We start from the raw sequence: 26,717 nt of genomic DNA, 5'->3' as shown, positions 1-26,717 counted from the left end.
AGCGCGTCAGTACACGTCGCGGCGGTAGCGACCGTCGGCTGTGAGCTGCTGCAGCGTTTCTTCGCCAAGGATCTGTTGCAGCGTGGCGTTCACCTCACCAGCCATGCCTTCGAGGCTGCCGCACACATAGACCGCCGCGCCCTGCCCGACCCAGTCTTTCAGGTCCGCGGCGGCCTCGGCCAGGGCGTGCTGCACGTAGCGCCGCTCGGCCTGGTCGCGCGAGAAGACCCAGTCCACGCGGCGGAGCCAGCCACCACGCTGCCAGGCGTCGATCTCGTCGCGGTAGTGCGCATCGCACGCCGCGTTGCGTTCGCCGAACAGCAACCACATGGGCGCCTGGCCTTTTCCCGCGGCCACGCGCGCCCGCATGTGCCCGCGCAGACCCGCCAGGCCCGTGCCGTTCCCGATCAGGATCAGCGGGCGCCCGGCGTTGTCGCCCACTCGAAAACCGCCATGCGGGCGCACGCGCAGCATGACGGTGTCACCGGGCTGCGCGACCCGCGTCAGCCAGCCCGAGGCCACGCCCGGGCTGCCGTCGGCGCGCCGCGTGCGGCGCACCAGCAGGTGCACCGCCCCGTCCTGCGGCACCGAGGCGATGGAGTAATCGCGCGGCTCGCCCGGCGCGCCGGGCACTTCCACCTGCACCAGGTCGCCGGCCTGCCACTCGGGCAAGGCCGCGCCAGTCTCTTCGGGCACCAGTTCCATGTGATGCACTTCTTCACCGGCACTGCCGGGGTTGAGGTGGCGGCGCGCGCGCAAGCGCCAGGCCTGCAAGGCCGGCGCGTCCCAGTCCGGCAGGTCGCTGGTGCCAGCCAGGTGCGCCAGGTGCTGGCGCCAGCGTTGCAGTGCGTCCGGATCGCTCTTGTCGACCTCGATGCGCTCGAACAGGGCCTGCGCGCCCCGGCCCGTCAGCCACTGGTCCAGCTGGCGGCCGAATCCGCAGAAATGGGCGTAGGTCCTGTCGCCCAGCGCCAGCAGGCCCACATGCAGGTGCGACAGCGTGACGTCCGCATCGGCCATCACCTGCCGCGCGAACGGCACGGCGCTGTCGGGCGGATCGCCTTCGCCGTAGGTGCTCGCGATGCAGAGCAGGCGATCGGCCTGCTGCAGATCGGCCAGGCGAAGCTGACTCAGCGGGGCAAGGCGCACCGGCACGCCGGCCGTGTGCAAGGCCTGCGCCGTCTGCAGGGCCAGCTCTTCGGCCTGGCCGGTCTGGCTGGCGTAAGCCACCCACCAGGCGGGCACGCCGGGTGTCGCCGGCAGCAGCGCCTGCACCCGGCGCTGCGCGGCGCGCTGGCGGTTGCGGTGCTGCCAGGCCACGGCGCCGCAAAGCAGCGCGTAGCCGAGCACCGTGGCCAATGCGAAGAGCCATTTTTCGCTGGTCATCCGGCGAGTTCCTTCATCGCGGGTGTGAGGGTTTCGGTCAAGCGGCCGTCGGGCTCTCGCTGCACGAACAGCGCCGCGATGCCGTGCGCGCTCGCCAGGGCCACACCCTCCTCGTTGCCGAGCACGGTCAGCGCGGTGGACCAGGCATCGGCCCAGAGGCACTCGCGGTGCAGCACGCTCACCGACGCCAGGCCGTTGGCCAGCGGCCGGCCGTGTCGCGGGTCAATGGTGTGCGGCCAGCGCACACCGCCGTGGGTGTACACGCGCCGGTAGTCCCCCGAGGTGGCCACGCACAGCCCGTGCAGGGCCACGCGGGTCGTGGGCAGCCGTGCCGACCCGGTCGCGGCGGGCGGCGATTCGAGGTCCACCCACCAGGGCTGGCCGCCCAGCCGCAGGCCTTGGCCGCGAAGTTCGCCCCCCACCTCCACCAGGCTGTGGGGCAGGCCCATGTCCTTCAAGCGGCGCGACACGCGGTCCACCACATAACCCTTGGCGATGGCCGAGAAATCCAGCCGCAGGCCTCCGGGTTGGTACAGCCGGCGGCTGGCCCCCTGCCATTGCAAGGCGCGCCAGTCGTTAAGCCGCAGCGCGTCCTCCACGGCGCCATCCGTCGGCGGCACAAAGCCCGGATCGGTGTAGCGCGGGCTGGGGCCGAAACCCCAGAGGTTCACCAGCGCGCCCGCAGCGGGGTTGAACGCCCCGCCGGACGCCTCGGCCAGCCACAGGGCCGCCTCCAACACCTCGGCCATCGCCTCGGGCGCGGTGTGCCATGTGCCTGCCGGGGCGCGGTTGAAGCGCTCCAGCTCAGAACGCTCCAGCCAGGTGCTCATCTGCGCGACGACGAGGTCCAGCTCTTGCTGCACGGCCACGCGCACGGGTTCGCTGCGCGAAGGCCCGGCCGCCACCCACAGCACCTGCCAGGTCGTGCCCATGGTCTGCCCGTCCAGGCGGTGTGCCTGGGCACCCAGCAAGGGCATGGAGCCATCCAGTTCCAGGGGCACGAGCACGCGGTTCATATGGCTTGGGTCGCAAGACAGGCAGACCACCCCAGCCTTCGCCATGGCCTGGGGCGTGCCGGCGTTCGCCGAGGCATCAGCGGGGCAGGACTTCCAGCGTCAGGCTGTAGCCCGAGCAGCGCACGGTTCGGCCAGCGTGCCAGCTTGGGGCCCGCCGGCGCAGTGGGCGCGGGGCGTCGGCGGCGAGCGCCGCCGCCCGCAGCAGGACCGCCCGCACCGCCACCCGGGGCCACCCATGCCGGGCGCGCGCGGCGGTGCAATGTTCACAGTACATGCCGGCGGCTGAGTACTTGACCTTGATCTCGCCCTTGTCGTCGGTGGTGGTGCGGATCTCACCCAGCTCGCTGCGGTAGCGCAGGCCGGCCAGGATGACGGTGGCCGCATAGCCGGCGGCGGGTTTGCCGTTGTCGATGAAGCGGAAGGTGGCGGTGTCGCCTTCCACCAGGTCGTTGGGATGCGTCACCGGCACCAGCTCGATGCCGCGGCCCGTGGGCTTGAGGGCTTCGGTGGTTGGCTTGCCGGAGGTCACGAAGGTCTCGACGCGGTTCTGCGACTGGCTCACGCGCAGGTCTTCCGCGTTGGCGGGGATTTCCTTGGCCAGCGATTCGGCCGTGCCGCGCACGCGCTTGGTCTCGGTGCCGACCTTGAAGCTGGCGATGAGGGTGTCGTTCACCAGCGCGAGGCGGTAGGTCCCGGGCTTGTCGAGCTTCACATCGAACATGCTGCGGTAGCGGCCCTTGGCCTGGTTCTCGGCCTGCACCGGCTGGCCATCGGGCCCGATCACCACCAGGTTGTCCAGGCCTGCGGCGTTGTGCTCGTAATAGAAGATGTCGTTGGAGACGGCGGCATCCACCGACACCCAGGGCAGCTGGCCCGAGTAGATGGTGCCCGAGGGCAGCAGCCAGGAGCGGTGCGCGTGCACGGCCGCTGGCAGGACCAGCATGGCCGCGGCGGCCAGGGTGACAACGCGGGCGCGGGCAGAGGGGGTCTTCATGAGGGTCTCCAGTCGGGTCAGGGTTTGACGGTGACGCTGATCGCGCCGAGTTCGTGTTCGCCACGGGCTTGTGTCGTGGTGGCGGCCTTCGGGGGCCACACGAAGGGCACCTTCACCACTTCGCGGCCACCCACTTCGCGTGCGGCTTCGAGCACGACGTGGTACTCACCGGGGGCCAGCTTGCCCAGCGCGCCCGTGTCGGCGAACTGCACCGACTGCTCGCCGGGCGCGCGCGTGGCGCCGCTGATGCCATCCACCGGCATCGTCAGCTCGCGGCCACTCTTGCGCCACCAGGCGCGCATGTCCTTGAGCCACTTGGTGCCCTCGTTGTTGCGCATCTTGATGTCGTACCAGACCGCGAGGTTGCCCGCGAACGACTGGTCGTTCTTCTCGATCCAGATCGCCACGTAGGGGCGGTGGTACTCCGCCACGCTCAAGCGCGGAATCTCGACTTTGAGCGCCATGTCGGCGGCCAGGGCGGGGAAGGCAAACCCCGCCGCGGAAATGGCGGTGGCGTATCGGATCAACATGAGAACGCAGCTCCTTGGGCAATCAATGGATGAACAGGATCACGAGCAACAAGGGAATCACCAGGCCCGCGCCCACCATGGGCCAGGTGGTGGGGCGGCTCGTCGCGTGGAACTTGAGGATGAACAGGCCGGTGATGCAGAACACCAGGCAAGCCACCGAGAAGATGTCGAGGAACCACTTCCACGCCAGGCCGGTGTGGCGGCCCTTGTGCAGGTCGTTCAGGTAGGAGATCCAGCCCCGGTCGGTGCGCTCGTACTCCACACTGCCCGAATCGCGCTCGATGCGCAGCCAGGCATCGCCACCGGGACGGGGCAGCGAAAGGTAGATTTCTTCCGGCGACCACTCGGCCGCCGCGCCGGGCAAGGGCACATCGAGCGCCTCGGCCAGCCAGCGGTGCACGGGCGGGGGCAGCACCGCGTTGTCGGGCTCATCGTCTTTGGGCGCCAGCGATGCCTGCAGTTCGGCGGGCAGCTGCACCACCTTCTGCTGCACCTGCGGGGCGGCCGCGATGTCGGCCGCGTGGTTGAGCGTGATGCCCGTGAAGGCGAACAGCAGCATGCCGATCAGGCACAGCGCCGAACTGATCCAGTGCCACTGGTGCAGGGTCTTGAGCCAGTAGGCGCGGTGGGACGCCGCTTGCGCAGCAGAAGGGTTCTTCACGGGAGTAGGGACAAGGCAGAAACGGATCGGAAGCCAACGGCATGCGGGTCGTTGCGAGGCCGGATTCCGCCTTCGCTCATCAGCCTGAGAATTATAACGATTCTCATTTATAAAAACGCAGGGCACGCCGCAAAAATGTGGCGTGCCCTGCTCCTGGGCTTCAGGAAATCGGCGGAGGCGGACCGGCCCAGTCGCCGCCCAGGGCCTTGTACAGGTCCAGTGCGGCGGTCAGGCGCGAGAGGCTTTGAGTGGCCAAGGCATCGAGGGCGGTAAACAGGGTGCGCTGCGCGTCCAGCACCGAGAGCAGGTCGCCACTGCCCTCGCGGTAGCGCAGTTCGGCCAGTTGCAGCGATCGCCGCGCCTGTGCCACCACCTCGCGCTGCAGCGCCTCCTGGCGCTGGCTGCGTTCCACATTGCCCAGGCCGTCGTCCACTTCCTTGAGCGCGGTGCGGATGGCCTTGCCGTAGTTCTCGATCAGCACCACGCGCTGGGACTCGGTGCTGCGGATCTGCAGCCGCTGGCGCCCGCCGTCAAAGATCGACTGCGCCAGCGAAATGCCCAAGGACACGCTGCGCGTGGGGTCGGCCAGGCTGATCAGGGCCGAGGTGCCCAGGCTGCCCGAGGCCGACAGCGACAGACTCGGCAGCAGCGCCTTGCGAGCGACTTCCACATTGGCATCGGAAGCGGCTAGCTGAGCCTCGGCAGACGCCAGGTCCGGGCGGCGCGTGAGCAACGAGGACGGCAGGCCCGGCGAGAGCGCGGGCACGCGCAGTTGCGTGAACTCGCCCGCCTCGGGCTGGTAGCCCTGCGGCACGCGACCCAGCAACAGCGCGAGCGCCGTGGCGGTCTGGCGCTGCTGCAGCTCGATGGGCAGCAAGGCCGTGCGCTGCGACAGCACCGTGGTGCGCTGCTGCGACACCTCCAGCGCCGTGGCCACGCCGTTGCGTTGGCGCGCCTCCACGATGGCCAGCACGCGCTCGGCGATGGCCAGGTTCTCGCGCGCGATGCGCAGGCGCTCGGCCGTGTTGAGCCACAGGAAATAGTTGTTGGCCACGGCCGCGAGCAAGGTCAGGCGCGCGGTCTTCCAGTCGTACTGGCTGGCCTGGAACGAGGCCTCGCCCGCGCGCACGCCGGCCGCGATGCGGCCCCAGAGGTCGACCTCGTAGCTCACCGAAAGGCCCAGGCTGCTGGTCTCGCGCGAGGTGGAAGCGACGCCTGGCGCCTCGGTCCGCCCGGCCGAGCTGCCCACGCTGGCACTGACCGACGGCAGGCGCGAGACACCGGCCTGCTGCAACGCGATGTCGGCCTGGCGCATGCGCTCGATCGCGATGCGCAGATCGGGGCTGCCCGCCTGCGCCTCTTCAATCAGGCGCTCCAGCGGCTGCGAGCCAAACGACCGCCACCAGGCGGTGGTGAGCTCCGGCGCTTCGGCCGCGGGCAGCGAGGGCGCGAAAGCCGCAGGCATCTCGACCACCGGCCCGCGGGCGGGCTCGGTGCTGGCGCAAGCCTGCAAAGCCAGTGCAGCGGCAAGGACCAGCGGCTTGGCCAACGGGAACGAAAACGGTTTCATCACGGAGCTCATTCGGAAGACAGGGCCACGACAGGATCGAGCCGCGCGGCCTTGCGCGCGGGCAGGTAGCCGAAGATCAGGCCGGTGGCGAAGGCACAGCCGAACGCCAGCACAACCGGGGTGACGGAGAACTGCACCGCGGTGCCGGCGGCGCCGATCACGAACGCCACGCCCAGGCCGATGACCACGCCGATCAGGCCGCCCAGCGCCGAGACCACCAGCGCCTCGATCAGGAACTGCTGCAGGATGTTGCGCATGCGCGCGCCGGTGGCCATGCGGATGCCAATTTCCCGGGTGCGCTCCGTCACGCTCACCAGCATGATGTTCATGACGCCGATGCCACCGACCAGCAGCGAGATCGCGGCAATCGAACCCAGCAGGATCGTCATGGTGTTCTGCGTCTCGGTCGCGGTGTCGATGATCGACGCCATGTTGCGGATCTGGAAGTCGATCACGCCATGGCGCTCGGCCAGCAGGGACTCCACCGCCGACTGGGTCTCGTCGATGCGGCTCACGTCCGACACGGCCACCGTCACGTTGCGCAGGAAACGCTGGCCCGAGAGGCGCAACTGGCTGGTGGCGTAGGGCACCAGCACCACGTCGTCCTGATCCTGGCCGTTGGGCGAGGCGCCGCGCGTGCTCATCACGCCCACCACCTGGAAGATCAGGTTGTTGACCAGCACGTACTTGCCCAAGGGCTCCTCGCCACCTGGGAACAGGGCCTTGGCCACGGTCTGGCCCAGCACCGCCACGGTGGCGTACTCCTGCTCGTCCTCGTCGGTGAAGAAGGTGCCGCGCTGCACCTTCCACTGCCGCGCGAGCGGGAACTTGGACGAGGTGCCCAGGATGCTGCTCGAATAGTCGGACTCGCCGTAGCGCAAGGTCGCGTTGCTGCTTTGCTCGGGCACGGCCGCCAGCACGTTGGGCACTTCCTTGTCGATCGCGTTCACGTCGGCCAGCACCAGCGTGGCGGTGCTGGAGAAGCCCCGCTGGTTGGGCGCACCCGGGCGCACCAGCAGCAGGTTGGAGCCCATCGCGCTGATGCGGTCGATCACCACCTGCTTGGCGCCGTCACCAATGGCGAGCATGGCGATCACCGAGGCCACGCCGATCACGATGCCCAGCAATGTGAGGATGGCGCGGAACACGTTGGCGCGCAGTGCGCGCAACGCGGTCTTGGCGGCCTCGACCACGTCACTCAGGTGCGAGATGCGGCCGGCGCGCGCCGTCCAGTTCTGCGCCGCCAGCGCGGCCTGGCCTTCGGGCGGGCGTGGGCCCGGGTCGGCCAGGATGTGGCCGTCCTTGATCTCGATCACGCGCTGCGCGTGCTGCGCCACCTCCGCTGCGTGGGTGATGAGGATCACCGTGTGCCCCTGCGCCGCGAGCTCCTTGAGCAGCACCATCACGTCGGCGCCACTCTTGCTGTCGAGTGCGCCGGTGGGTTCGTCGGCCAGGATCACGCGCCCGCCATTCATGAGGGCGCGGGCAATCGACACGCGCTGCTGCTGACCGCCAGAGAGCTGGTTCGGCCGGTGGTGCATGCGCTCGCCCAGGCCCAGCGAACCCAGCAGCTCGCTCGCACGCTGATGGCGCTCGGCCGGCGGGATGCCGGCGTACACCGCTGGCACCTCGACGTTGTCCGCCGCCGTGCCGGTGGCGATGAGGTTGTAGCTCTGGAACACGAAGCCGAAGGCGTCGCGGCGCAGTTCGGCGAGTTCGTCGCGCTCCAGTTCGGAGACATCGCGGCCCATGAAGAGGTAGCGGCCGGTGGTGGGCTTGTCCAGGCAGCCCAGGATGTTCATCAGGGTGGACTTGCCCGAACCGGAGGCACCCATGATGGCCACCAGCTCACCGGGGTAGATCTTGAGGTCGATGCCGTGCAGCACCTCGACGGACAGGTCCCCGTTGTGGTACGTCTTGGTGATGCCGCTCAGGTCGATCAGCGGCACGCCCGCGCCCTGCGGCGCGGCGCGCAGCGCCTGGGCCTCGTCCGGCTGCGGCAGCTGGCTCATCGGCGCGCCCCACCGGCAGCGCCCGCCGGCATGCCACCAGGGCCTCCCATGGTCTGCGGCGGGCCAAAGCCCGTGCCCTGCGTCTGGCCGGCGGGACGGCGCTCCGGCTCACGCACGCCAGCGATCACGCGGTCGCCCTCCTTCAGGCCGGACAGCACCTCGGCGTGCACCCGGTTGCTGATGCCGATGGTGACGTCGCGCTCTTCGATCGTGCCGTCCTCGGCCATGACCTTGACCTTGGCCTGGCGGGGGCCTCGGGCTGGGCGCGCGGGCGCGTCTCCACGGGCCGGCATGCCACTCACGTTCGGCGCCACGGGTTGAGGGGCGGCGGCGCCTTTGCCAGCGGCATCGGCCGCCGGGGCCGGGCGTTTCGGCGTGGCGGCACCGTTTGCCGCGGCACCGTTTGCCGCGGCAGCGCTGCCCGCATCGGCCTGCGCCTGCTCGCGTTCCTTGCGGCGCTGCTCGCGGAATCGGGCACGCTCTTCTTCGCTCATGTTCTGGAACGCTTCGGGGCTCATGCGCGGGCGGTCCCCCTGTGGCGCGGCGACCCCAGCGGCCTCGCGCTCCTTGCGGCGCTGCTCGCGAAAGCGCGCGCGCTCCTCTTCGGTCATTTTCTCGAAGGTCTCGCGGTCCATGCGCGGGCGCTCGCCACTGGCCTGAGCGACCACGGTGTCGGCCGCCGTCTTGAAGGCCGCCGAAGGCAGGGCGGACGTGTTCGTGCCCCGCTGCGTCGGCGCCGCAGGCGCGGCGCCCGGCGCGCCGGGTGCGGGTGTGGCGCCCGAGGGCGCGGCAGGCACCGCAGCCCCGCCAGGGTTGTTGCGCGCACCGCCCGGCCCGCCCTGCTGCCCGCCGCGGTTGCCCTGGGGGCCGCGCTGGATCGTCAACGCCGACATCGGCACGACCAGCACGTCCTTGGCCTCGGCCACCACGAAGAACACCTGCGCGGTCATCTGCGTCATCAGGCTGCGGTTGCTGTTGGGCACCTCGAACAGCGCGTTGTAGAGCACCACGTTGTTGGTCACGGTGGGCGTGGGCTCGATCTTCTTGAGCTCGCCATACCACCGGCGCCCCTGGCCGCCCAGGGTGGTGAAGTACACCGGCATGCCACCGCGCAGCTTGCTCACGTCGGCCTCGGACACCTGGGTCTGCACCGTCATGACGGACAGGTCGGCGATGCGCATCAGCGTGGGCGCCGACTGGTTGGTGTTCAGCGTCTGGCCCTGGCGCGCGGTGATGCTCACCACCGTGCCGGCCATGGGCGCGTAGATCTTGGTGTACTTCAGGTTGGCCTCCTCCACCCGCATGCTGGCCTGCAGCTGCTCCATCGAGGCCTTGAGCGACAGGATCTGCGCACGCGCCGTCTTCACCGTGGTTTCGGCGTTCTGCAGCGTCTCGGTGGTGGTCGCCTCCTCGGCCATCAGGTTCTTCTGGCGCTGCAGGTCGCGCTCGGCCTTGGCCAGCGCGAGCTCGCGTTCACCCATCTGGGCCTGCTGGGAGCGCAGCTGGGCCCGGCTGGCGTCCACGCGCGCCATCGAGGTCTCGGCGTCGATCTCGGCCAGCAGGTCGCCTTCCTTGACCTCGCTGCCCACTTCCACGTGGATCTTGCGCAACTGGCCCGACACCTGGGCGCCCACGTCCACATAGTCGCGTGGCTGCAGCGAACCGGTGGCGCTGACCTGGTCCTCGATGTCACCGCGCTGCACCGTGGCGGTGATGTAGGCGCTCTCGGTCTTGGCGCCCGGCCCCCATCGGTAGTACGCCCAACCGCCACCACCGAGCACGGCCAGGCCCACGAGCGCGATCAACGCCAGTTTCCAGGTCTTGCGGCGGCGGGCGGCGGGGGCCTTGGCCCCTTCACGTTGGACTTCGTTCATGACAGTGCGTTGAGGTTCTGGATGGGGGTCGCCGGCCGGGCGTGCCGGGATGATGCGGGATATTGCCCTGGAAATATGGAAAGAATGAGCAAGCACCACCGCGCGGCTTGCACAAAGTTTGAAAGATTTGGGTTTAGTCTCGGCAACACCATGCAGACCGACCTTGCCACCTCTTCGCCCCGCCGCCGGGCCTGGCTTTCGCGCCTGGACACCCTGCGCGTCAAGCTCTTCCTGGCCATCGCGGGCGCCAACGTCGTGCTGGTCATGTCGGCCTACCTCATCTACAGCTGGAGTTTCGACAAGGGTCTGGTCGAGTACCTGAACAAGGCCGACGAAAACCGCCTGCAGCCCATGATCGCGCGCCTTGCCGAGGGCTATCGCCAGCATGGCAGCTGGTCCTGGATCACCGAAGACCGCCAGCGCTGGCAAGACCTCTCGCGCGAAGTGCTGGGCACCGGCCGCATGCCGCGCCGCCCCGCCGAGCCGCAGGCGACCGCCCCCGCCCTGCCGCCGGCGCAGACACCGGCCGACGCACAGCCTCATGTGCATCCGCCACCACCGCCGCCGCCGTCGACGCAGCCGTTGCCCGGCACGCCCAGCGTGCCACCCCCGCTCACCATCGATCCGCGGCTGCTGCTGCTCGACCCGCAGCGCGGCCTGCTGGCCGGCCCGGAAGGCCGCACCGAACAGGCCGTGCTCAAGCCCATCCAGGTCGATGGGCAGTTGGTGGGCTACCTGGGCTATGTGCCGCGCCTGCAGGTGGTGGCCTCGCTCGAGCGCGTGTTCCTGGCCCAGCAGACCCGCACCTTCGCGGCCATCGCGCTGGGCATGCTGGCGGCCGTGCTGCTCAACGCCGCGCTGATCGCGCGCTGGCTCTCCAGGCGGCTGCACGTGCTCAGCGAAGGCACGGCGGCCGTGGCAAAGGGTGACTACAGCGTGCGCCTGCCCGCGCGCGGCCACGACGAACTCGCCCAGCTGGCCGACGCCTTCAACCACATGGCCACCTCGCTGCAGGCCGCGCAGCACGCGCGCCAGCAATGGATCGCCGACATTGCCCACGAACTGCGCACGCCGCTGGCGACCCTGCGCGCCGAGATCGAGGCCCTGCAGGACGGCATCCGCCAACCCGACGCGGCCAACCTCGATTCGCTGGCCCAGGAGGTCGGCCGCCTGACGCGGCTGGTGGAAGACCTCAGGCTGCTCTCCCTCTCCGACCTGGGCGCGCTGGACTACCGCTTCGCCCCGCTCGACCTCGGCCGTTTCGTGGGCCACCACCTGAGCGATGCGGCCGGCCTGCCGGGGCGGCGCCTTCAGGTGCGCACCGACCTGGCCGAGGGCGTGGAGATCCGCGCCGACGGCGACCGGCTCGACCAGGTGCTCAACAACCTGATGCAGAACACGCAGCGCTACAGCGCCGACCCCGCCACGCTCAGCGTGCAGGTGCGCCGCCACGACACCGAGGCCCAGCTGACCTGGGAAGACACTTCGCCGGGCGTGCCGCCCGACGCCCTGCCCCGCCTGACCGAGCGGCTCTACCGCGTGGACGCCTCGCGCGCCAGCGCCAGCGGCGGCTCCGGCCTGGGGCTGGCGATCGCGCATGCCATCATCGTGGGCCACGGGGGCCGCATGCAGGCCTCGGCCAGCGCGCTCGGCGGCCTGCGCTGGGACATCTGGCTGCCCCTGAACACGGAGACCGCGCATGGCTGATCGCCACACGGCCTGTCGCATCCTGATCGTCGAGGATGAGAACAAGATTGCCAGCGTGCTGCTGGACTACCTGAAGCAGTCCGGCTACGACACCCACCACCTCGCGCGCGGCGACGAGGTGGAGGACTGGCTGGAACACCACCCGGTGGACCTGGTGCTGCTGGACCTGATGCTGCCCGGCAAGAGCGGGCTGGACATTTGCAAGGCGCTTCGCGCAGGCACGCCGGGCAAGCAGGCGCCTGCCATCATCATGGTCACGGCGCGCGTGGAGGAGATCGATCGGCTGCTTGGCCTGGAGTTGGGCGCCGACGACTACATCTGCAAGCCCTTCAGCCCGCGCGAGGTGGTGGCGCGCGTCAAGGCGGTGCTGCGCCGGGGTTCGCATGCCATCGAGGCGCCGGACGAACTGCCGCACGGGCTCAAGCTGGACGACGCGGCCTGGCGCGCCACCATCGCCGGGCACGACCTGGGACTGACCGCCGTGGAGTACCAGTTGCTCAAGGTGCTGAGCGCGCGCCCTGGCCGCATCTTCTCGCGCGAGCAGCTGATGGACTCGATGTACCAGGACGAGCGCGTCGTCTCCGACCGCACCGTGGACAGCCACATCAAGAAGCTTCGCCGCAAGATCCAGGAACAGCTCCCCGATCAGGAGCTGATCCACTCGGTCTACGGCCTCGGGTACAAGTATGAGGCTTGAGCCACCCCCGGTGCTTGCTCACTGCGTCGACGCGGCATGTCCGGCATCGGACACGCCGCGCCGGCAGGCGCTTCATCGCGTGGTGGCGATGGCGCCCAGGCGCTGGGCGTTCTCGCGCAATTCGGCGACGGGGTCTCGGCCCTCGGTCAGCAGCACGATGCTGCGCACACCCGCCTGCTGCACCGCCTGCGCCACGGCTGGCGGCAGTTCGCGGTGGTGCAGCACGGCGGCCACCGAGGCGCTGCGCAGCCGCTGCACCCACTGCGCGATCGCCTCAGGCGTCCAGGCTTCGTCGGCGCGCGCATCGGTGCCGGCGAGATCGAGGTTGAAACCGCTGACGAGGTAGTCGAGCCGGTCTGACAGGCTGAACACCGCCAGGTTGCTCGCGCTGGCCAGGCGGGCTTCGCTCTGCGCCGTGATGGAGAGCAACTGCTGGCGCAGCGTGCCCACGTTGGCCTGCAGGCGAGGTTTGGCAGCGGGCACCAGCCGGCCCACATCGCTGGCAATCACATCGGCCATGCGGCCCAGGTTCACCGGGTCCAGCCAGGGCAGTGCGTTCGCCGTGGCATCCTGCTCCTGCAGCGCCATGCCGGGCAGGGAGGCATCGAGCGGGCGCGCCGCATCGATCTCGATCAGGCGGATGTTCTGCCGGCGCGCCAGCGGAAACAGCGGGTCGTCGGGCCAGATGGAGCGCAGCGCGATCACGGCATCGGCCTGGCGCGCGGCCTCGCCAAGCCCTGCTGCACCACGGCCAGAGAAGAAGGCCAGTTGCCGATTCGGCGGCAGCGTTTCGGGCACCGGCCGCAGCACCACGATGCCCGTGTCGCGCACCAGCGCGGTGGTGAGCGCGGCCACCACGGGATGGGCCACGAGCAGGCGCGCAGGCGCGGCGGCTGCCACCGCCGCGGACGCTGGCGCGCTCTGCGCGAAGGCTGTGGCGGGGTGGGTCGACAAGGCCAGCAAAGCGGCCAGACACCCGACCAAAGGGGACAGACGCGAGGTCATCCAGCATGTCCTTTCAGTGACGGGGTGAAGCCCCGGATGACCGCCGCGAGCGCGAACAACGCGCCGGCGGTCAGGATGATGGCCGCGCCCGAAGGCACCGGCAGTTCGAATTCGATCGGCACCAGGATGCCCATCTGTGTGCTGACGGTGGCGATGCCCACGCTCAGCCAGAAGAAGCCGCGCAGCGACAGGCTGAGCAAGCGCGCGGCGGCGGCCGGGATGATGAGCAGGGCACCCACGAGGATGGCTCCGATCACCTTGACCGAGGCCACCGTCACGATCGTCACGAGCACCACGAACAGGTAGTCCAGCAGCTTGACGCGCACGCCGCGCACGCTGGCCAGTTGCGGGTTGAAACTGGCGAGCATGAAGCGGTTGTAGAGCGGTACCGTGAGGGCCACCACCAGCGAGCCCACCACCGCCAGCACCAGCAGGTCCCCCGCATCCACCGTGAGCACGGAACCGAACAGCACGTTCTCCAGGATGTGGATGTTCACGCGGCCCGACAGCATGAGCAGCAGGCTCGCCCCCATGGCCAGCGAGACCGCCAGGAAGACGCCGATCAAGGTGTCGGGCGACAGGCCGGTGCGGTTGCGCAGGTAGTTCAGCAACATGCCGAACAGCAGGCAGTACGCGAACAGGCTGCCGTAAGGTCCGGTGTAGGGCTCGCCCAGCAGGATGCCGATGGCCACCCCGGTGAGTGCCGCGTGGCCCACCGCCTCGGAGAAGAAGGCCAGCCGCTTGACCACGACCAGCGTGCCCAGCCCGCCGAGCACCGGTCCGATGAACAGGCCGGCGAGCACGGCGTTGACCACGAAGCCATAGGCCAGCGACGCGGGCAACGTGCCCTGCTCGGCCAGGTGCTGCACGCCTTGGCGGAAGGTATCGAATGCGCTCATCAGGCCACCGCCTTGTCTTTTTCTTCTTCGCGCCGCTGCCGGCTGGAGAACAGCGCAAGCACGCGCTGCGGAGTCAGCGTCTCGGCGGCCGGGCCATCGAACAGCACCTGGCGGCTCAGGCCGCAGACGTGGTCGGCCAGGCGCGTGACGGCGTCGAGGTCGTGCTCGATCCACAACACGGTGACACGGGTCTCGCGCCAATGCGCGAGCAACTTCTCGAAAATCGCTTCGCCGGCTTCGTCCAGCGCGGACATGGGTTCGTCGAGCAGGATGAGATCGGGCGACGGAATCAGCGCCTGCGCCAGCAGCACGCGCTGGCGTTCGCCGCCGGAGAGCGCGCCCATGCGGCGCCCCGCCTTCTCCAGCATGCGCACCTGCTCCAGGGCCTGCGCCACCGGCTCGCGCCAGCGGGGCGACAGGCCGAGGAACACGGGCCTGCGCTGGCACATGGCGCCCATGAAGTCCATCACCGTCATCGGCAACCCCGCGTCGAAGGCCAGGGCCTGCGGCACATAGCCCACCACACCCGGCAGCTCGCCCGGCCACGTCAGGCTGATCTGCCCACGGTGCGGCACCTGGCCCAGCAAGGCCTTGAAGAGCGAACTCTTGCCGCCGCCGTTGGGGCCCACGAGCGCGTGCACGCTGCCCGCGGCCACCCGCATGCTCACCTGGCGCAGGATGTCGGTGTGGCCGAGGGTGAGGTCAACCGACTCGAAGGCGATGCCAGGTCCACCCGCGATCGCGCTCACGCGGACTCCTTGATCGCGCGCACCACGGTCGCCAGGTTGCGGGCGATCTCGTTCTCGAACTTGTCGGCCGTGTAGGGGCCGTGCGAGATGTGGGTCAGCGCGTACAGGCGAACACCGGTCTCGCGGCGGATGGTGTCGACGTAGGCCGACGGGAAATCCATCTCCGAGAAGATCACCTTCACGTCCAGGGTGCGGATCTGATCGATCGTGCCCTTGAGCTGCGAGGGGCTGGGCTCGATGCCGTGCGCGGGCTCCACCACCGCCGCCACTTCCAGGCCGAACTCGCGCAAGAGGTAGTCGTAGGCACCATGGATCGTGGCGATGCGCAGCCCGCTGGCCGGCGCCTGCGCCAGCTGGCCCAGCGCGTCGGCGCGCAGTTTGCGCAGCTTCTGCGCGTAGGCGCGCGCATTCGCGGTGTAGGCGCTGGCGTTCGCGGGGTCGAGCTTGCCCAGCTCGCGGGCGATGGTATTGACCTGCGAAATCGATGCCGTGACCGACAGGAAGGTGTGCGGGTTCACCACCTTGCCCGAGGTGCCCCGGCCGGCGCCCACGGCCGCAAGCAGCGGTACCTGGGCGTTGGCCTCGATCACCTTCAGGCCCGGCTTCTCGCTCGCCGCGATCATGCGGCCGGCGAAGTCGTCGTGGCCCACGCCGTTGAGCACGATCACATCGAGCGAGCCGATGCGCTTGATGTCTTCGGTGCGCGGCTCATAGGCGTGCGGATTGAAGCCGGCGGGAATGACGGGCACCACCTCGGCCAGATCGCCCACCACATTGGCGACATAGCTGTAATACGGATGCAGCGTCACGCCGACGCGCAGCTTGCGCGCCTGGGCAAGGGCCGGCACGCTGGCGGCGGCCAGGGCCATGGGCGCCCAGGCCATCGCTGACAGCAGATGGCGGCGGCGCGAGGAAAGCAGGGATTGGTCTGACATGAAGGAAGTCCCGAGTGAGAAAAGAGAAAGCGCCAACGCGGGGAAGCAGAGGTCAGTGCACGGCGTCCTTGCGCGTCACCCCGGCGTCGTAGCGCACCACCACCTCACGCCAGCCCTGGCGCGCGAGCGAGGCATCGTCGAGCTGCTCGGGCCAGCTGTTGGCGCCCTCGCGGCGCACCCACACCTCGGCCTCGCCGTCGTGCGCGTGCGCCCCGGGCGACGGCTCACCCGCGCCCTTTCGGGCCGGCAGGCGCAACAGGAAAGACGCCGCCACATCGGGCGCCGCGCTGCGGCCCACATAGGCGACCTCGTGGCCCTGTGCCTGGGTGCGCCATTCGTGTCCGCCACGCGCGGCCGCGCCCGCGCCCGCGGCGAACGGGGGCAGGTCCATGCCGCGCAGTTGCTCGACGCCGGGCAAGGCCTGGTCGGCCTCGATCAGCGCGGCGATTTCTTCGGCCGCCACCAGCAGGTCGGCGTGAATGCCCTGCTCCGCCGCGTTGAGCTGCGTGCGGGCGTCGATCTGGTGCGAAGACAAGGCGGTGGCGGCCAGCGGCTGCGCGCGCGCGCCAATCAGGATCGCGGCCACCAGCAGCACACAGGCCGCCGCCAGCGCCACCCACAAGGTTTCATGGCCGGCGCCGGCCGGACGCACCACCTGCGTGGTCATGGCTTGACGTCGGTGTGGTCGACCTCGGCCGAGTGCTCGCCGCCGTCCTCCAGGCGCACGAAGAATTCACCCTCGGGCCGCTTGAACTGCAGAGACGAATCGCCGCCCAGCGTGCCCTTGAACAACACGCGTTCGTCGTAAGCCTTCACCTGCACCGACATGCCCACCGCGTCGCTGCCATCGGAAAACTCGCCCACGCAGCGCACCATGTTCCCGGCGGCGGGTTTGCAGGTCAGCAGCAGGCTGTGGGCCGACGACAGCCCGGGCAGTGCCGCAGCCCCCACGAACACGGCGGACAGGAGCAGGCGGTGGGATCGTTTTCGCATGGATCAGGATTCGTGGAAACATGCCCGCGCGGTCGGCCCGGCCTGGCATGCACAATAATGGAAGACAAATGAGAATTGTTCCCATTATAAACATCGGTGAGCCTCTGCCGGGCGTTCTGCTCCTGTTTTTGCTGCACGGCTGCGCCGCCCGACGCCCCTCCACGACCCCATGACCACCCCAATTGCGCACGAAGCCCTGCCCCCGGGCGTGACCACCCTGGCCGACCACGAGCGCCATGCCCGCAGCGTGCTCGACGACGCCCACTGGGCCTACCTTTTCGGTGCCGCGGCCGACGAAATCACCGCCTCCCGCAACATCGAAGCCTGGCGCGCGCTGGAACTGCTGCCCCGCGTGCTGCAGCCGGTCGCCGGCGGGCACACCCGCGTCGAGCTGCTCGGCCGCACCCTGGCCCATCCCATCCTCATCGCACCCATGGCCTGCCAGGGCCTGGCGCACCCTCACGCAGAACACGCCACCGCCCTGGCGGCGGCGGCGCTGGGCGCCGGCCTGGTGCTGAGCACCCAGGCGTCGGTCTCCCTGGAAGACATCGCCGCCGCCTACCTGCCGCAATCGGGGCGCGGCCCCCTGTGGTTTCAGCTCTACCTGCAACCCGACCGGGCCTTCACGGCCGAGCTCGTGCAGCGCGCCGAAGCCGCCGGATTCGAAGCCCTGGTGCTCACGGTGGACGCGCCGGTGCAAGGCGCTCGCGACAGCGAACGGCGCAGCGGCTTCCGGCTGCCCGCCGGCATGGGCGCGGTCAACCTCGCCGGCCTGCGCCACCCACCACCGCGCGCCCTGGCCGAGGGCCAAAGCGCCCTGTTCGACGACCTGCTCACCCACGCGCCCGGCTGGGACGACGTGGCCTGGCTGCGCTCGGTCACGCGCCTGCCCGTGCTGCTCAAGGGCGTGCTGCATCCCGACGACGCCCGCCAGGCCGTGGCCAGCGGCGCCTCGGGGCTGATCGTGTCCAACCACGGCGGGCGCACGCTCGACACCGCCGTCACCACGGCCGCGTCCCTGCCCCGCATCGCGCAGGCCGTGTCGGGCGATCTGCCGCTGCTGGTGGATGGCGGCATCCGGCGCGGCACCGACGTGCTCAAGGCCATCGGCCTGGGGGCGAACGCGGTGCTGGTGGGCCGCCCGGTGCTGCACGGCCTGGCCACCGCGGGCGCCACTGGCGTGGCCCACGTGCTGCGCCTGTTGCGCGACGAACTGGAAATCGCGATGGCGCTCACCGGTTGCCGCACACTGGCGCAGGCGGCCTCGGTGCTCGCGCCCGCCGGCCGCTGAAAAATTCGCCTGTTTTGCGCCCAGTCTTGAGAATGCGAAACATTCTCGTTTAGAATCGACGCCAGTTGCCTGTCACACGATGCACCGACGACCACGCGAAAGGATTGTCATGACCACCGGCCTCGCTGTCCTGGGCGCCAGCCTCCTGCTCATGTTGATCGCCGCGTGGTGGATTTTTCGACACAGATAGTTCATAACGAGGCCTTCACCAAGCCCGCCCGCCTCACCGTCCTGCCGAGCCTCTTCCGACACCACCATGCCGACCCCCAGCGCCACCCTGGCGCCACCCTTCTCTCCCACGCCTGAGGCCACGCCGCGCCGCCTGAACCGCCGCGTCCTGGTGGTGGGCGCGGTGGTGGGCTTTCATGTGCTGGCCGTCTGGGCCTTGCAGAGCGGTTTGCTGCGCCGTGCCGTCGAAATGGTGGTCCCCGTGGAAGTGCTGGCCGAAATCATCGAACCGGCGAAGCCGCAGATCGCGCCCGAGCCGCCGCCGCCCGCGCCCGCCGTGCCGCAGCCCAAGCCCAGGCCGAAACCCGTCGCGCGCCCCGAGCCCGCGCCGCAGCCGGTGTTGCGGCAGGAGCCATCGCCCAGCGCTCCGGTGGTGGCACCGCCCGACCCTGCACCGCCCGTGGTGGCGGCGGCCGAACCCGCGCCACCGGCCCCGCCAGCGCCGCCAGCGCCACCCGCCCCACCTGCGCCACCGCGCGTGGAGCTGCCCTCGAGCAGCGCCGCCTACCTGAACAACCCGCGCCCGCCCTACCCCTCCCTGTCCAAGCGCCTGGGCGAACAAGGCAAGGTGGTGGTGCGCGTGCTCATCGAGACCAACGGCACGGCAAGCAAGGCCGAGGTCCGCGCCTCCAGCGGCTTCGAGCGGCTGGACCAGACCGCCGTGCAGACCGTGCTGCGCTGGCGCTACGTGCCGGGCAAGCGCAACGGGGTGGCCGAAGCCATGTGGTTCGACGTTCCGATCAATTTCGTTTTGCAATAAACCTTTTCCCCTGGAGTCTGAGAATCATGGATCCGCAATTCGCTTCGACGGGCTTGGCCCACGTCTGGACACAAGGTGACTGGGTCACCCGTTCGGTGGCCATCGTGCTGCTGGGCATGTCGCTGACCACCTGGGTCATCATCCTGTGGAAGGCCCTGGATCAGCGCGCCCAGCGCGCCCAGGCCAAGGGCATCGAAGGCTTCTGGCACAGCGCCGATTTCGCCGAAGGCCTGGACAAGCTGGGCTCGTCCGAAGGCAACCCTTTCCGCAGCGTGGCCCTCGAAGGCCGCGAAGCCACCCGCCACATCCTGCACAAGGACGGCCACAACGGCTCCCCGCCGCAGCGCCAGTTGCACGACAGCCTGGACGTGAGCGACTGGGTCGAGCGCTCGCTGCGCAAGAGCGTGGACGACCACACCGCCCGCGCGCAGAGCGGCCTGTCGGTGCTCGCCTCGGTGGCCTCCACCGCTCCCTTCGTGGGCCTGTTCGGCACCGTCTGGGGCATCTACCACGCCTTGCTGAGCATCGGCGCGGCGGGCCAGGTCAGCATCGACCGCGTGGCCGGCCCGATCGGCGAGGCGCTGATCATGACCGCGCTGGGCCTGCTGGTCGCCATTCCCGCCGTGCTGGGCTACAACGCCCTGGTGCGCGGCAACAAGGGCATCAGCCACCAGCTCAACCGCTTTGCGCACGACCTGCACGCCTACTTCGTCACCGGTGCACGCGTCACCGCCAGCGCAGCCGACGGCAAAGTGCTGCCGATGAAGAAGGCCTCGTAAGAGGAAACCCAGCCATGGCCATCGGAACCCAATCGGACAGCGACGAGATGATGAGCGAGATCAACATGATCCCGTTCATCGACGTGATGCTGGTCCTGCTGATCATCTTCATCATCACCGTGCCCGTGATCAAGCACTCGGTCAACATCGAGCTGCCGCAGGCCAGCGTGGAGAAGGTGCTGGACAAACCCGAGAACATCCGCCTGACCGTCGATGCGGACGGCGTCTACTACTGGAACGACCAGCGCGTGGAAGATGCCGACTTCGCCAACCGCCTCGCGGCGGCGGCTGCCCAAGACCCCCAGCCGGAGTTGCACATCCGCGGCGACAAGGCGGTGCGCTACGAGCGGGTGGCACAGGCCATGGCCAGCGCTCAGCGCAGCGGCGTGCGCAAGATCGGGTTCATCACCGAACCGGGCACGCCATGAACCCGAACCTGGACACCACCCCCTCGCCCGCCGAGCCGACCGAGTCCGAAGCAGCCACGGCGACGCCCTTCCTGCACGAAGGGCACCCCGTGCCGGTGTTGCCCAGCGCCGAACTGCTGCGCGGCCAGAAGGTGGTGGCCATTCATCACAACGGATCGCTCTACCGGCTGCACGCGACGCGGCAGGGCAAGCTGATCCTCACCAAGTAGGCGGCGGCACCGCACGCCTGCCTCGCACCGCTTTTTCATCGTGGGGCGACCCGGGGACATCACCATCCCCGTGCGTCGTTTTTTGCCAGCCAAGAGACCCCGGGTCTTGTTAGCCAGGCATTTTTTCCGGGCGCAGCACCGCCCGGACGGGCCTCACAGGCCGATCGCTGCGATGCCCGCGCGCGCGATCTGTGCGTCTTCGGTCGACTTCACACCACTCACCCCCACCGCGCCCAGGCACTGGCCATCCTTGAGGATGGGCACACCGCCTTCGAGCATGCCCGAGAGCAAGGGCGCGCTCAGGAAGGACATGCGGCCCTGGTTGATGACGTCTTCGTAAATCTTGCTCTCACGCCGCCCCATCGCGGCCGTGTGGGCCTTGGCGGGGGCGATGTGGGCCGAGATGGCAGCCGCGCCGTCCAGCCGTTGCAGCCACAGCAGGTGCCCGCCGTCGTCCACGATGGCGATGGTCACCGCCCAGTTGTTCTTCACGGCTTCGGCCTCGGCCGCGGCGGCGATGAGTTTGACGTCGGCGATTTCGAGCATTGCCTTGTTTTTCATGAACTTGGTCCTAAATGGGGGATCAGAGAAGGGATTGCAGAGCGGAAGCGGACCGCCCGGGCACAAAGTGCGAACGATAACGCGTGCATTGGCACACCTCAGGTCACAAGTGACCATACCAAAAATGCGTTGTCCCGTGCCGCGTGCCCAAGGCGGGCCAGACTTCTACAATGCAATTTCGCCGGTTGCGCGTCATTCGGACGCGCAGCGACCGGCCCACGGCGTCAGATGATGAAGGAGATCACCACCATGACCGACCACGTACAGACCAGCGGCCGCTTCGGCACCGCCGTTTCTTCCGATGCGCAGCGCAACAAAGTGATGCGCAACACCTACTGGCTGCTGGCCCTGTCCATGCTGCCCACCGTGCTGGGCGCCTGGATCGGCGTGCAGACGGGCATCACCGCCTCGCTCACGGGCGGCCTGGGCCTGATCGTCTTCCTGGGCGGCGCCTTCGGCTTCATGTTCGCGATCGAGAAGACCAAAAACTCTGCCGCGGGCGTGCCCGTGCTGCTGGCCTTCACCTTCTTCATGGGCCTGATGCTCTCTCGCCTGCTGGCCTCGGTGTTGGGCTTCTCCAACGGCTCGAGCCTGATCATGACCGCCTTTGGCGGCACGGCCGGCGTCTTCTTCATCATGGCGAACCTCTCGACCGTGATCAAGCGCGACATCTCCGGCCTGGGCAAATGGCTCTTCGTGGGCGCCCTGGCCATCATGATCGGCGCGATCATCAACGTGTTCGTGGGCAGCCCGGCGGGCATGGCCGTGATTGCCACGCTGGCGATCGTGGTGTTCAGCCTGTACCTGCTGTACGACCTCAAGCGCATCGTGGACGGCGGCGAGACCAACTACATCACCGCCACCCTGGGCCTGTACCTGAGCCTGTTCAACATCTTCCAGAGCCTGCTGATGCTGCTGGGCATGTTCGGCGGCGACCGCGACTGAGCCGGGCCTCATCCCTCGAAAAAGGACCTTCGGGTCCTTTTTCTTGGCCTGTCGCACGGGCGGCGTGACTTTTTTGCCACCGCAGGCGTCAAGTTCAGGCCCCAGGCGCCGAAACAAGGCTGAAACCCTTGCACAGCCATGCGACACACCGCCCTCACCCTCTGCCTCCTGGCCGCCGTCAGCCTGCTGACCGGCTGCGAAGCGCTGGGCATCGAGACCGCCACGCAGATCGCCGCCAAGAAGGAGGCCGAAGGCAAGGCCATTGGCAGCGCCTGCCGGCACGCGGTGCGCAGCATCGAAAGCTGCTTCAGCAACTACCCGCGCGCGGGCAAGGCCGCCGTGTTCGCCGGCTGGCGCGAGATGGACCAGTACATGCGCGAGAACTCGGTGGTGGGCATGCCCTCCGAACCCGAAGCCGGTGCCGCACCCTCGGCGGCCGAAGGCGCCAAACCCGGCGCCCCATCGCAGAAATCCTGATCCCGGATCAACCCTCGCCCTGCGCCCCCGGTGCCTCGGCGCCCGGCACCTTCGACGGGTCTAGCTCGAACACCGCCATGCTCTCGACGTGAGCGGTGTGGGCAAACATGTTGACCACCCCCGCCGCCACACAGCGGTAGCCCGCCTGGTGCACCAGCAGCCCCGCGTCGCGCGCCAGCGTGGCCGGGTTGCAGCTCACGTAGACGATGCGCTGCGGCGGCGTCCAGCCGCCGCGCAGGGCCGGGTTCTGGTGCAGGTCGGCGATGGCCTTGGCCAGCGCGAACGCACCCTCGCGCGGCGGGTCCACCAACCACTTCTGGGCCGCGCCATCGGCCACCAGTTGCTCCGGCGTCATCTCAAACAGGTTGCGCGCAGCGAAGCGGGTGGGCGCCAGAGGCCGGTCCCGGCCGGCCTGGTTGCCCGCCAGGTTCTCGCGTGAGCGCGCCACCAGGGCCTCGCTGCCCTCGATGCCCAGCACCTCGCCCGCCGTCGTGGCAATCGGCAGGGTGAAATTGCCCAGCCCGCAAAACCAGTCGATCACGCGCTCATGGGCCTGCGCATCCAGCAGGCGCAGGGCCCGCACCACCAGCACGCGGTTGATGAACGGATTGACCTGGGTGAAGTCGGTCGGCTTGAACGGCATGGTGATGCCGAACTCGGGCAAGGTGTACGACAGCACCGCCCCGCCCTCGTCGAGCAGCTTGACGGTATCCGGCCCCTTGGCCTGCAGCCACCACTGCACGCCATGCCGCGCGCCAAACGCGCGCAGGCGCGCCAGATCGTCCTCGCTCAGCGGCTCCAGGTGGCGCAGCACCAGCGCCGTCACGTCGTCCCCGCTGGCCAGTTCGATCTGCGGGCAGGTGTCGCGCGCGTCCATGCCAAAGATGAGTTCTCGCAAGGGCATGAGCATGTTGCTCACGTGCGCGGGCAGCACGGGGCAGACCTTCATGTCGGCCACATAGCGGCTCTTGCGCTCGTGAAACCCGATCAGCACCTCGCCCTTCTTGTGCACATGCCGCACCGAGAGGCGCGCGCGGTGGCGGTAGCCCCAGGCCGGGCCCTCGATGGGGCGCATCATGGTCTCGGCCCTGACCTTGCCCAGGTGCCACAGGTTGTCCTCCAACACGCGCTGCTTGACCGCCACCTGGGCGGCCTCGTGCAGGTGCTGCATCTTGCAGCCGCCGCAGGCACCGGCGTGCAGGCCGAAGTGGGGGCAACCCGGCCGCACGCGCTGGGAAGATTCATGGTGGATGGCCGTCACCGTGCCGGCCTCCCAGTTGTTCTTCTTGCGGTGCACGTTCACGCTGACCTGCTCGAAGGGCAGCGCACCTTCGATGAACACCACCTTGCCATCGGGCCGGCGGGCGATGCCCTGGGCATCGATGTCGAGGGACTCGACCGCGAGCCAGCCCTCGGGCAAGGCGCTGCGCGGCGTTTCGTGGGCCGCCTCGCTGCTGGCGGTGGTCAGAAGGCTGTTTTCGTGGAGGGAGGACGCTGTCATCCCCCGATTGTCTCAGGCCCAGGCCTTCAGGTACTCGTCCCAGTGCGGTTCGGCCGGCGCCAGGTTGCCCAGCGTCTCCTTGACCATGGCAATCTCCTGCTCGTACTCGGCCTCGGTCAGCCCGCCGCGCATCTTCTGGAAGCGGCAGTACACCAGGTAGGTGTTCATCACGTCGGTCTCGCAATAGCGGCGTATGTCTTCGGTCTGGCCGGCCAGGTACTGCGCGTAGACCTGCGAGCCGTCCATGCCCAGCTTGCCCGGGAAACCGCAGAGCTTGGCCATGGCGTCCAGCGGGGCGTTGTTCTTGGGCGAGTACATGGCCAGCAGATCCATCAGGTCCAGGTGCCGCATGTGGTACCGGCTGATGTAGTTGTTCCACTTGAACTCGCGGTCGTCTTCGCCCAGGTCCCAGTACTTGCTCGCCTCCACGCCGTGGCGCAGACCGCGGTAATGCAGCACAGGCAGGTCAAAGCCCCCACCGTTCCAGCTCACCAGCTGGGGCGTGTGTTTCTCGATCGAGTGAAAGAAAGCCTGGACCACTTTGCCTTCGCTGTGCCCGTCGCGGTCCACGAAGGAGTGGATGCGCAGCCCCTCGGCATTGCGGAAGACGCAGCTGATGACCAGCACCCGCTGCAGGTGCAGTGGCACGAAGTCGCTCTGGCCCTTTTCCTTGCGCTCGGCCAGCCAGGCCGCGTGAACCTGCTCGTCGCTGAGCGCCGCCGGCGCACCCCGAAGGGCGCGCAGCCCGGCCACGTCGGGGATGGACTCGATGTCGAAAACGAGAACCGGCCAGGCAATGCCGCGCCGGCCGTCAGCGCTTGGGCAGGTGGCCCATCGGGTCGACCGGCTTGCCCAGGCGACGCACCTCGAAGTGCAGCTTGACGCGATCGGTGTCGCTGCTGCCCATCTCGGCGATCTTCTGGCCCTGGCGCACGGCCTGGTCTTCCCGCACCAGCAGCGCCTGGTTGTGGGCGTAGGCGGTGAGGTAGGTGTTGTTGTGCTTGAGGATGATCAGGTTGCCATAGCCGCGCAGGCCGGCACCGGCATAGACCACACGGCCATCGGCCGCCGCAACCACCGGGTCGCCGATCTTGCCGGCGATGGACACGCCCTTGTTGTTGGCTTCGTCGAACGGCGTGATGACGGTGCCCTGGGCCGGCCAGATGAAGCTGATCTCGTCGGCGCCGCCCGCGGCCGGAGCGGGTGCGGGGGCCGGCGGGGTGGTGGGCGATGTGGAGGCCGCAGGGGGCGCGGTTTCCGACAACGGCCTGGAGGACACGCCCGAGCTGGTCACCGGGCTGGTGGTGGGGCCCGCCGGTGCGGCGGCCGTGGTGCTGGCGCCGGGCGGCTGCACGCGCAACACCTGGCCCACTTCCAGCGCGTTCGGGTTGGTGAGGCTGTTCCAGGCCTGGATATCGCGCCAGTTCTGGCCGTTGTCCAGCGCGATGCGGAACAGGGTATCGCCAGCCTTGACGGTGTAGTAGCCCGGCTTGCCGGCGTTCTCGGCGCCCGGCATGGGCACCACTTCGGCGGGGCGGGGGGCGGCGGAACCGCCCCGGTCTTCCACCGGCGCCGGGCGGTCCAGGCGGGTGGAGGAACAGCCGGCGGCGACCATCAGCGCCGCCAGCATGGACATGACCGCGACGCCTCGCCATGCAGGACGACCCGACTCATGGGGACGCCCCGAGCATTGGAAAACACGCTTGTTCATGAAAACTCCCACGAATTGCAAGGAACCCTGGCCGCCATCGCGGTCAGGGCCCTGAAAAAGACACGTCGCACCGCCCCGGAGGCGGTGCGACATCATGCGACACCCGATTTTAGAGGCACAAAGAGCACGGCCTCCAGCTCTGTGCGGACGACGCCGGCGGCGGTTTTGTCCACCACCACGAGGTTTTGCCGGCCGCCCGCCGTGACCGCAGGCGCCACCAGCCGGCCACCCACGGCCAGCTGGTCGATCCACGCCTGCGGAATGTCGTTGCCCCCTGCCGCCGCGATGATCGCCGCGTAGGGCGCCCCTTTGGGGTAGCCCAGCATGCCATCGCCAAACAGCAGGTGCAGGTTGGAGAGGCGGAACCACCGAAGGTTCTCGCGCGATTTTTCGTGCAAACCCTTGAGCCGCTCGATGCTGTAGACCTCGCGCGCCAGATGGCTGAGCAAGGCGGCCTGGTAACCACAACCTGTGCCGATCTCCAGCACCCGGCCCATCTTTTCGCTGCGGCCCTGGCAAAGCAGCTCCAGCATGCGCGCGACCACGCCGGGCTTGGAGATCGTCTGTCCCAGGCCGATGGGCAGGCTGGTGTCCTCGTAGGCCTGGTTGACCAGCGCCGAATCGACGAAGCGGTGGCGCTCCACCGCCTGCAACGCCGCCAGCACGCCCAGGTGCGTGACGCCCTGCCCCTGGATCTTGCGCACCATGGCGGCGCGCACCGCCTGCGACTCCATGCCCACGCCAGTGGGTGCGACCGGGTGGGCCGGCACACGGGGCGCGACCTTGGCTGGCGGCACGG

General features: G+C 69.2%; 28 protein-coding genes. 9 read left to right on the top strand and 19 right to left on the bottom strand.

All coding sequences use genetic code 11. The annotated features are described in order from the left end of the window. Nucleotides 1–6 precede the first annotated feature (6 nt). From KIT86_RS14945 to KIT86_RS14910, 8 genes are all read right to left on the bottom strand, one after another. Nucleotides 7–1,386 carry a sulfite reductase subunit alpha gene (locus KIT86_RS14945; RefSeq protein WP_297399704.1) on the bottom strand — a complete coding sequence of 460 codons (1,380 nt, stop codon included), beginning with the start codon at nt 1,384–1,386 and terminating at the stop codon, nt 7–9. Then, nucleotides 1,383–2,402, bottom strand: coding sequence for an FAD:protein FMN transferase (locus KIT86_RS14940; RefSeq protein ID WP_297399702.1), 1,020 nt, complete (start codon nt 2,400–2,402; stop codon nt 1,383–1,385). Before KIT86_RS14940 ends, KIT86_RS14945 begins: the two co-directional genes overlap by 4 nt. Nucleotides 2,403–2,478: 76 nt before the next feature. Beyond that, nucleotides 2,479–3,396, bottom strand: a complete 918-nt coding sequence (locus KIT86_RS14935) for a DUF4198 domain-containing protein (protein WP_297399700.1) — start codon at nt 3,394–3,396, stop codon at nt 2,479–2,481. A 17-nt stretch (nt 3,397–3,413) separates the two neighbouring features. Further along, the gene (locus KIT86_RS14930; RefSeq protein ID WP_297399698.1) at nt 3,414–3,926 is read right to left on the bottom strand and encodes a DUF2271 domain-containing protein; all 513 of its coding nucleotides are present in this window, start codon (nt 3,924–3,926) and stop codon (nt 3,414–3,416) included. Nucleotides 3,927–3,948: 22 nt separating this feature from the next. Beyond that, on the bottom strand, nt 3,949–4,587 hold the full coding sequence (locus KIT86_RS14925; protein WP_297399696.1) for a PepSY-associated TM helix domain-containing protein: 639 nt from the start codon (nt 4,585–4,587) through the stop codon (nt 3,949–3,951). A 160-nt stretch (nt 4,588–4,747) separates the two neighbouring features. Then, complete coding sequence (locus KIT86_RS14920) at nt 4,748–6,157, bottom strand: efflux transporter outer membrane subunit (protein ID WP_297399694.1); 1,410 nt, start codon at nt 6,155–6,157, stop codon at nt 4,748–4,750. 8 nt (nt 6,158–6,165) lie between these two features. After that, nucleotides 6,166–8,169 carry a MacB family efflux pump subunit gene (locus tag KIT86_RS14915; RefSeq protein WP_297399692.1) on the bottom strand — a complete coding sequence of 668 codons (2,004 nt, stop codon included), beginning with the start codon at nt 8,167–8,169 and terminating at the stop codon, nt 6,166–6,168. Next, nucleotides 8,166–10,043, bottom strand: coding sequence for an efflux RND transporter periplasmic adaptor subunit (locus tag KIT86_RS14910; protein WP_297399690.1), 1,878 nt, complete (start codon nt 10,041–10,043; stop codon nt 8,166–8,168). Before KIT86_RS14910 ends, KIT86_RS14915 begins: the two co-directional genes overlap by 4 nt. 150 nt (nt 10,044–10,193) lie before the next feature. Between KIT86_RS14910 and KIT86_RS14905 the strand changes: the two genes are divergently transcribed. Continuing rightward, a complete protein-coding gene (locus KIT86_RS14905) occupies nt 10,194–11,750 on the top strand; it encodes an ATP-binding protein (RefSeq protein ID WP_297399688.1) in 1,557 nt (518 codons plus the stop codon). Next, nucleotides 11,743–12,447, top strand: coding sequence for a response regulator (locus KIT86_RS14900; RefSeq protein WP_297399686.1), 705 nt, complete (start codon nt 11,743–11,745; stop codon nt 12,445–12,447). The genes KIT86_RS14905 and KIT86_RS14900 overlap by 8 nt, the downstream gene beginning before the upstream one ends. Nucleotides 12,448–12,519: 72 nt before the next feature. Here the strand turns inward: KIT86_RS14900 and KIT86_RS14895 are convergent, their stop codons facing one another. The 6 genes from KIT86_RS14895 to KIT86_RS14870 are packed head-to-tail and all read right to left on the bottom strand — an operon-like array spanning nt 12,520 to nt 17,028. Beyond that, a complete protein-coding gene (locus tag KIT86_RS14895) occupies nt 12,520–13,452 on the bottom strand; it encodes a zinc ABC transporter substrate-binding protein (protein ID WP_297399684.1) in 933 nt (310 codons plus the stop codon). After that, nucleotides 13,449–14,351 carry a metal ABC transporter permease gene (locus KIT86_RS14890; protein ID WP_297399682.1) on the bottom strand — a complete coding sequence of 301 codons (903 nt, stop codon included), beginning with the start codon at nt 14,349–14,351 and terminating at the stop codon, nt 13,449–13,451. The genes KIT86_RS14895 and KIT86_RS14890 overlap by 4 nt, the downstream gene beginning before the upstream one ends. Beyond that, nucleotides 14,351–15,100, bottom strand: a complete 750-nt coding sequence (locus KIT86_RS14885; protein ID WP_297399680.1) for a metal ABC transporter ATP-binding protein — start codon at nt 15,098–15,100, stop codon at nt 14,351–14,353. Before KIT86_RS14885 ends, KIT86_RS14890 begins: the two co-directional genes overlap by 1 nt. Next, complete coding sequence (locus KIT86_RS14880) at nt 15,097–16,035, bottom strand: zinc ABC transporter substrate-binding protein (protein ID WP_297399677.1); 939 nt, start codon at nt 16,033–16,035, stop codon at nt 15,097–15,099. Before KIT86_RS14880 ends, KIT86_RS14885 begins: the two co-directional genes overlap by 4 nt. A 52-nt stretch (nt 16,036–16,087) precedes the next feature. After that, nucleotides 16,088–16,702 (bottom strand): DUF6162 family protein, encoded by a 615-nt coding sequence (locus KIT86_RS14875; protein WP_297399676.1) that lies wholly within the window; start codon nt 16,700–16,702, stop codon nt 16,088–16,090. Next, nucleotides 16,699–17,028: a hypothetical protein gene (locus tag KIT86_RS14870; RefSeq protein ID WP_297399674.1), complete on the bottom strand. Its 330-nt coding sequence runs from the start codon at nt 17,026–17,028 to the stop codon at nt 16,699–16,701. The genes KIT86_RS14875 and KIT86_RS14870 overlap by 4 nt, the downstream gene beginning before the upstream one ends. 169 nt (nt 17,029–17,197) lie before the next feature. Between KIT86_RS14870 and KIT86_RS14865 the strand changes: the two genes are divergently transcribed. From KIT86_RS14865 to hemP, 5 genes are all read left to right on the top strand, one after another. Next, a complete protein-coding gene (locus tag KIT86_RS14865; RefSeq protein WP_297399672.1) occupies nt 17,198–18,319 on the top strand; it encodes an alpha-hydroxy acid oxidase in 1,122 nt (373 codons plus the stop codon). A 256-nt stretch (nt 18,320–18,575) separates the two neighbouring features. Further along, on the top strand, nt 18,576–19,307 hold the full coding sequence (locus KIT86_RS14860) for an energy transducer TonB (protein ID WP_297399670.1): 732 nt from the start codon (nt 18,576–18,578) through the stop codon (nt 19,305–19,307). Between the two features lie 26 nt (nt 19,308–19,333). Further along, nucleotides 19,334–20,086, top strand: a complete 753-nt coding sequence (locus KIT86_RS14855) for a MotA/TolQ/ExbB proton channel family protein (protein ID WP_297399668.1) — start codon at nt 19,334–19,336, stop codon at nt 20,084–20,086. Nucleotides 20,087–20,100: 14 nt separating this feature from the next. Further along, the gene (locus tag KIT86_RS14850; RefSeq protein WP_297399666.1) at nt 20,101–20,514 is read left to right on the top strand and encodes a biopolymer transporter ExbD; all 414 of its coding nucleotides are present in this window, start codon (nt 20,101–20,103) and stop codon (nt 20,512–20,514) included. Then, on the top strand, nt 20,511–20,723 hold the full coding sequence (hemP, locus tag KIT86_RS14845) for a hemin uptake protein HemP (RefSeq protein ID WP_297399664.1): 213 nt from the start codon (nt 20,511–20,513) through the stop codon (nt 20,721–20,723). Before KIT86_RS14850 ends, hemP begins: the two co-directional genes overlap by 4 nt. Before the next feature lie 153 nt (nt 20,724–20,876). On the opposite strand, the gene KIT86_RS14840 is transcribed toward hemP, so the two are convergent. Then, nucleotides 20,877–21,284 (bottom strand): heme-binding protein, encoded by a 408-nt coding sequence (locus KIT86_RS14840; RefSeq protein WP_297399662.1) that lies wholly within the window; start codon nt 21,282–21,284, stop codon nt 20,877–20,879. Between the two features lie 249 nt (nt 21,285–21,533). Between KIT86_RS14840 and KIT86_RS14835 the strand changes: the two genes are divergently transcribed. Together KIT86_RS14835 and KIT86_RS14830 are read left to right on the top strand one after the other, a co-directional pair. Beyond that, on the top strand, nt 21,534–22,229 hold the full coding sequence (locus KIT86_RS14835) for a Bax inhibitor-1/YccA family protein (protein ID WP_297399660.1): 696 nt from the start codon (nt 21,534–21,536) through the stop codon (nt 22,227–22,229). A 138-nt stretch (nt 22,230–22,367) separates the two neighbouring features. Next, nucleotides 22,368–22,706: a hypothetical protein gene (locus KIT86_RS14830; RefSeq protein ID WP_297399658.1), complete on the top strand. Its 339-nt coding sequence runs from the start codon at nt 22,368–22,370 to the stop codon at nt 22,704–22,706. A 7-nt stretch (nt 22,707–22,713) separates the two neighbouring features. Here the strand turns inward: KIT86_RS14830 and rlmD are convergent, their stop codons facing one another. From rlmD to KIT86_RS14810, 4 genes are all read right to left on the bottom strand, one after another. Continuing rightward, the gene (gene rlmD, locus KIT86_RS14825; RefSeq protein ID WP_297399656.1) at nt 22,714–24,207 is read right to left on the bottom strand and encodes a 23S rRNA (uracil(1939)-C(5))-methyltransferase RlmD; all 1,494 of its coding nucleotides are present in this window, start codon (nt 24,205–24,207) and stop codon (nt 22,714–22,716) included. Between the two features lie 12 nt (nt 24,208–24,219). After that, nucleotides 24,220–25,005 (bottom strand): 3'-5' exonuclease, encoded by a 786-nt coding sequence (locus KIT86_RS14820; RefSeq protein ID WP_297399719.1) that lies wholly within the window; start codon nt 25,003–25,005, stop codon nt 24,220–24,222. A 13-nt stretch (nt 25,006–25,018) separates the two neighbouring features. Continuing rightward, complete coding sequence (locus KIT86_RS14815; RefSeq protein WP_297399654.1) at nt 25,019–25,843, bottom strand: peptidoglycan DD-metalloendopeptidase family protein; 825 nt, start codon at nt 25,841–25,843, stop codon at nt 25,019–25,021. Between the two features lie 167 nt (nt 25,844–26,010). Then, a complete protein-coding gene (locus KIT86_RS14810) occupies nt 26,011–26,652 on the bottom strand; it encodes a protein-L-isoaspartate(D-aspartate) O-methyltransferase (protein ID WP_297399717.1) in 642 nt (213 codons plus the stop codon). Between the last annotated feature and the right edge of the window lie 65 nt (nt 26,653–26,717).

The sequence above is a fragment of the Hydrogenophaga sp. genome, from assembly GCF_026125825.1.
Taxonomy (GTDB): domain Bacteria; phylum Pseudomonadota; class Gammaproteobacteria; order Burkholderiales; family Burkholderiaceae_C; genus Hydrogenophaga.
Note: the sequence above shows the minus strand (reverse complement) of the source record. Positions and strands in the feature narration are given on the sequence as shown.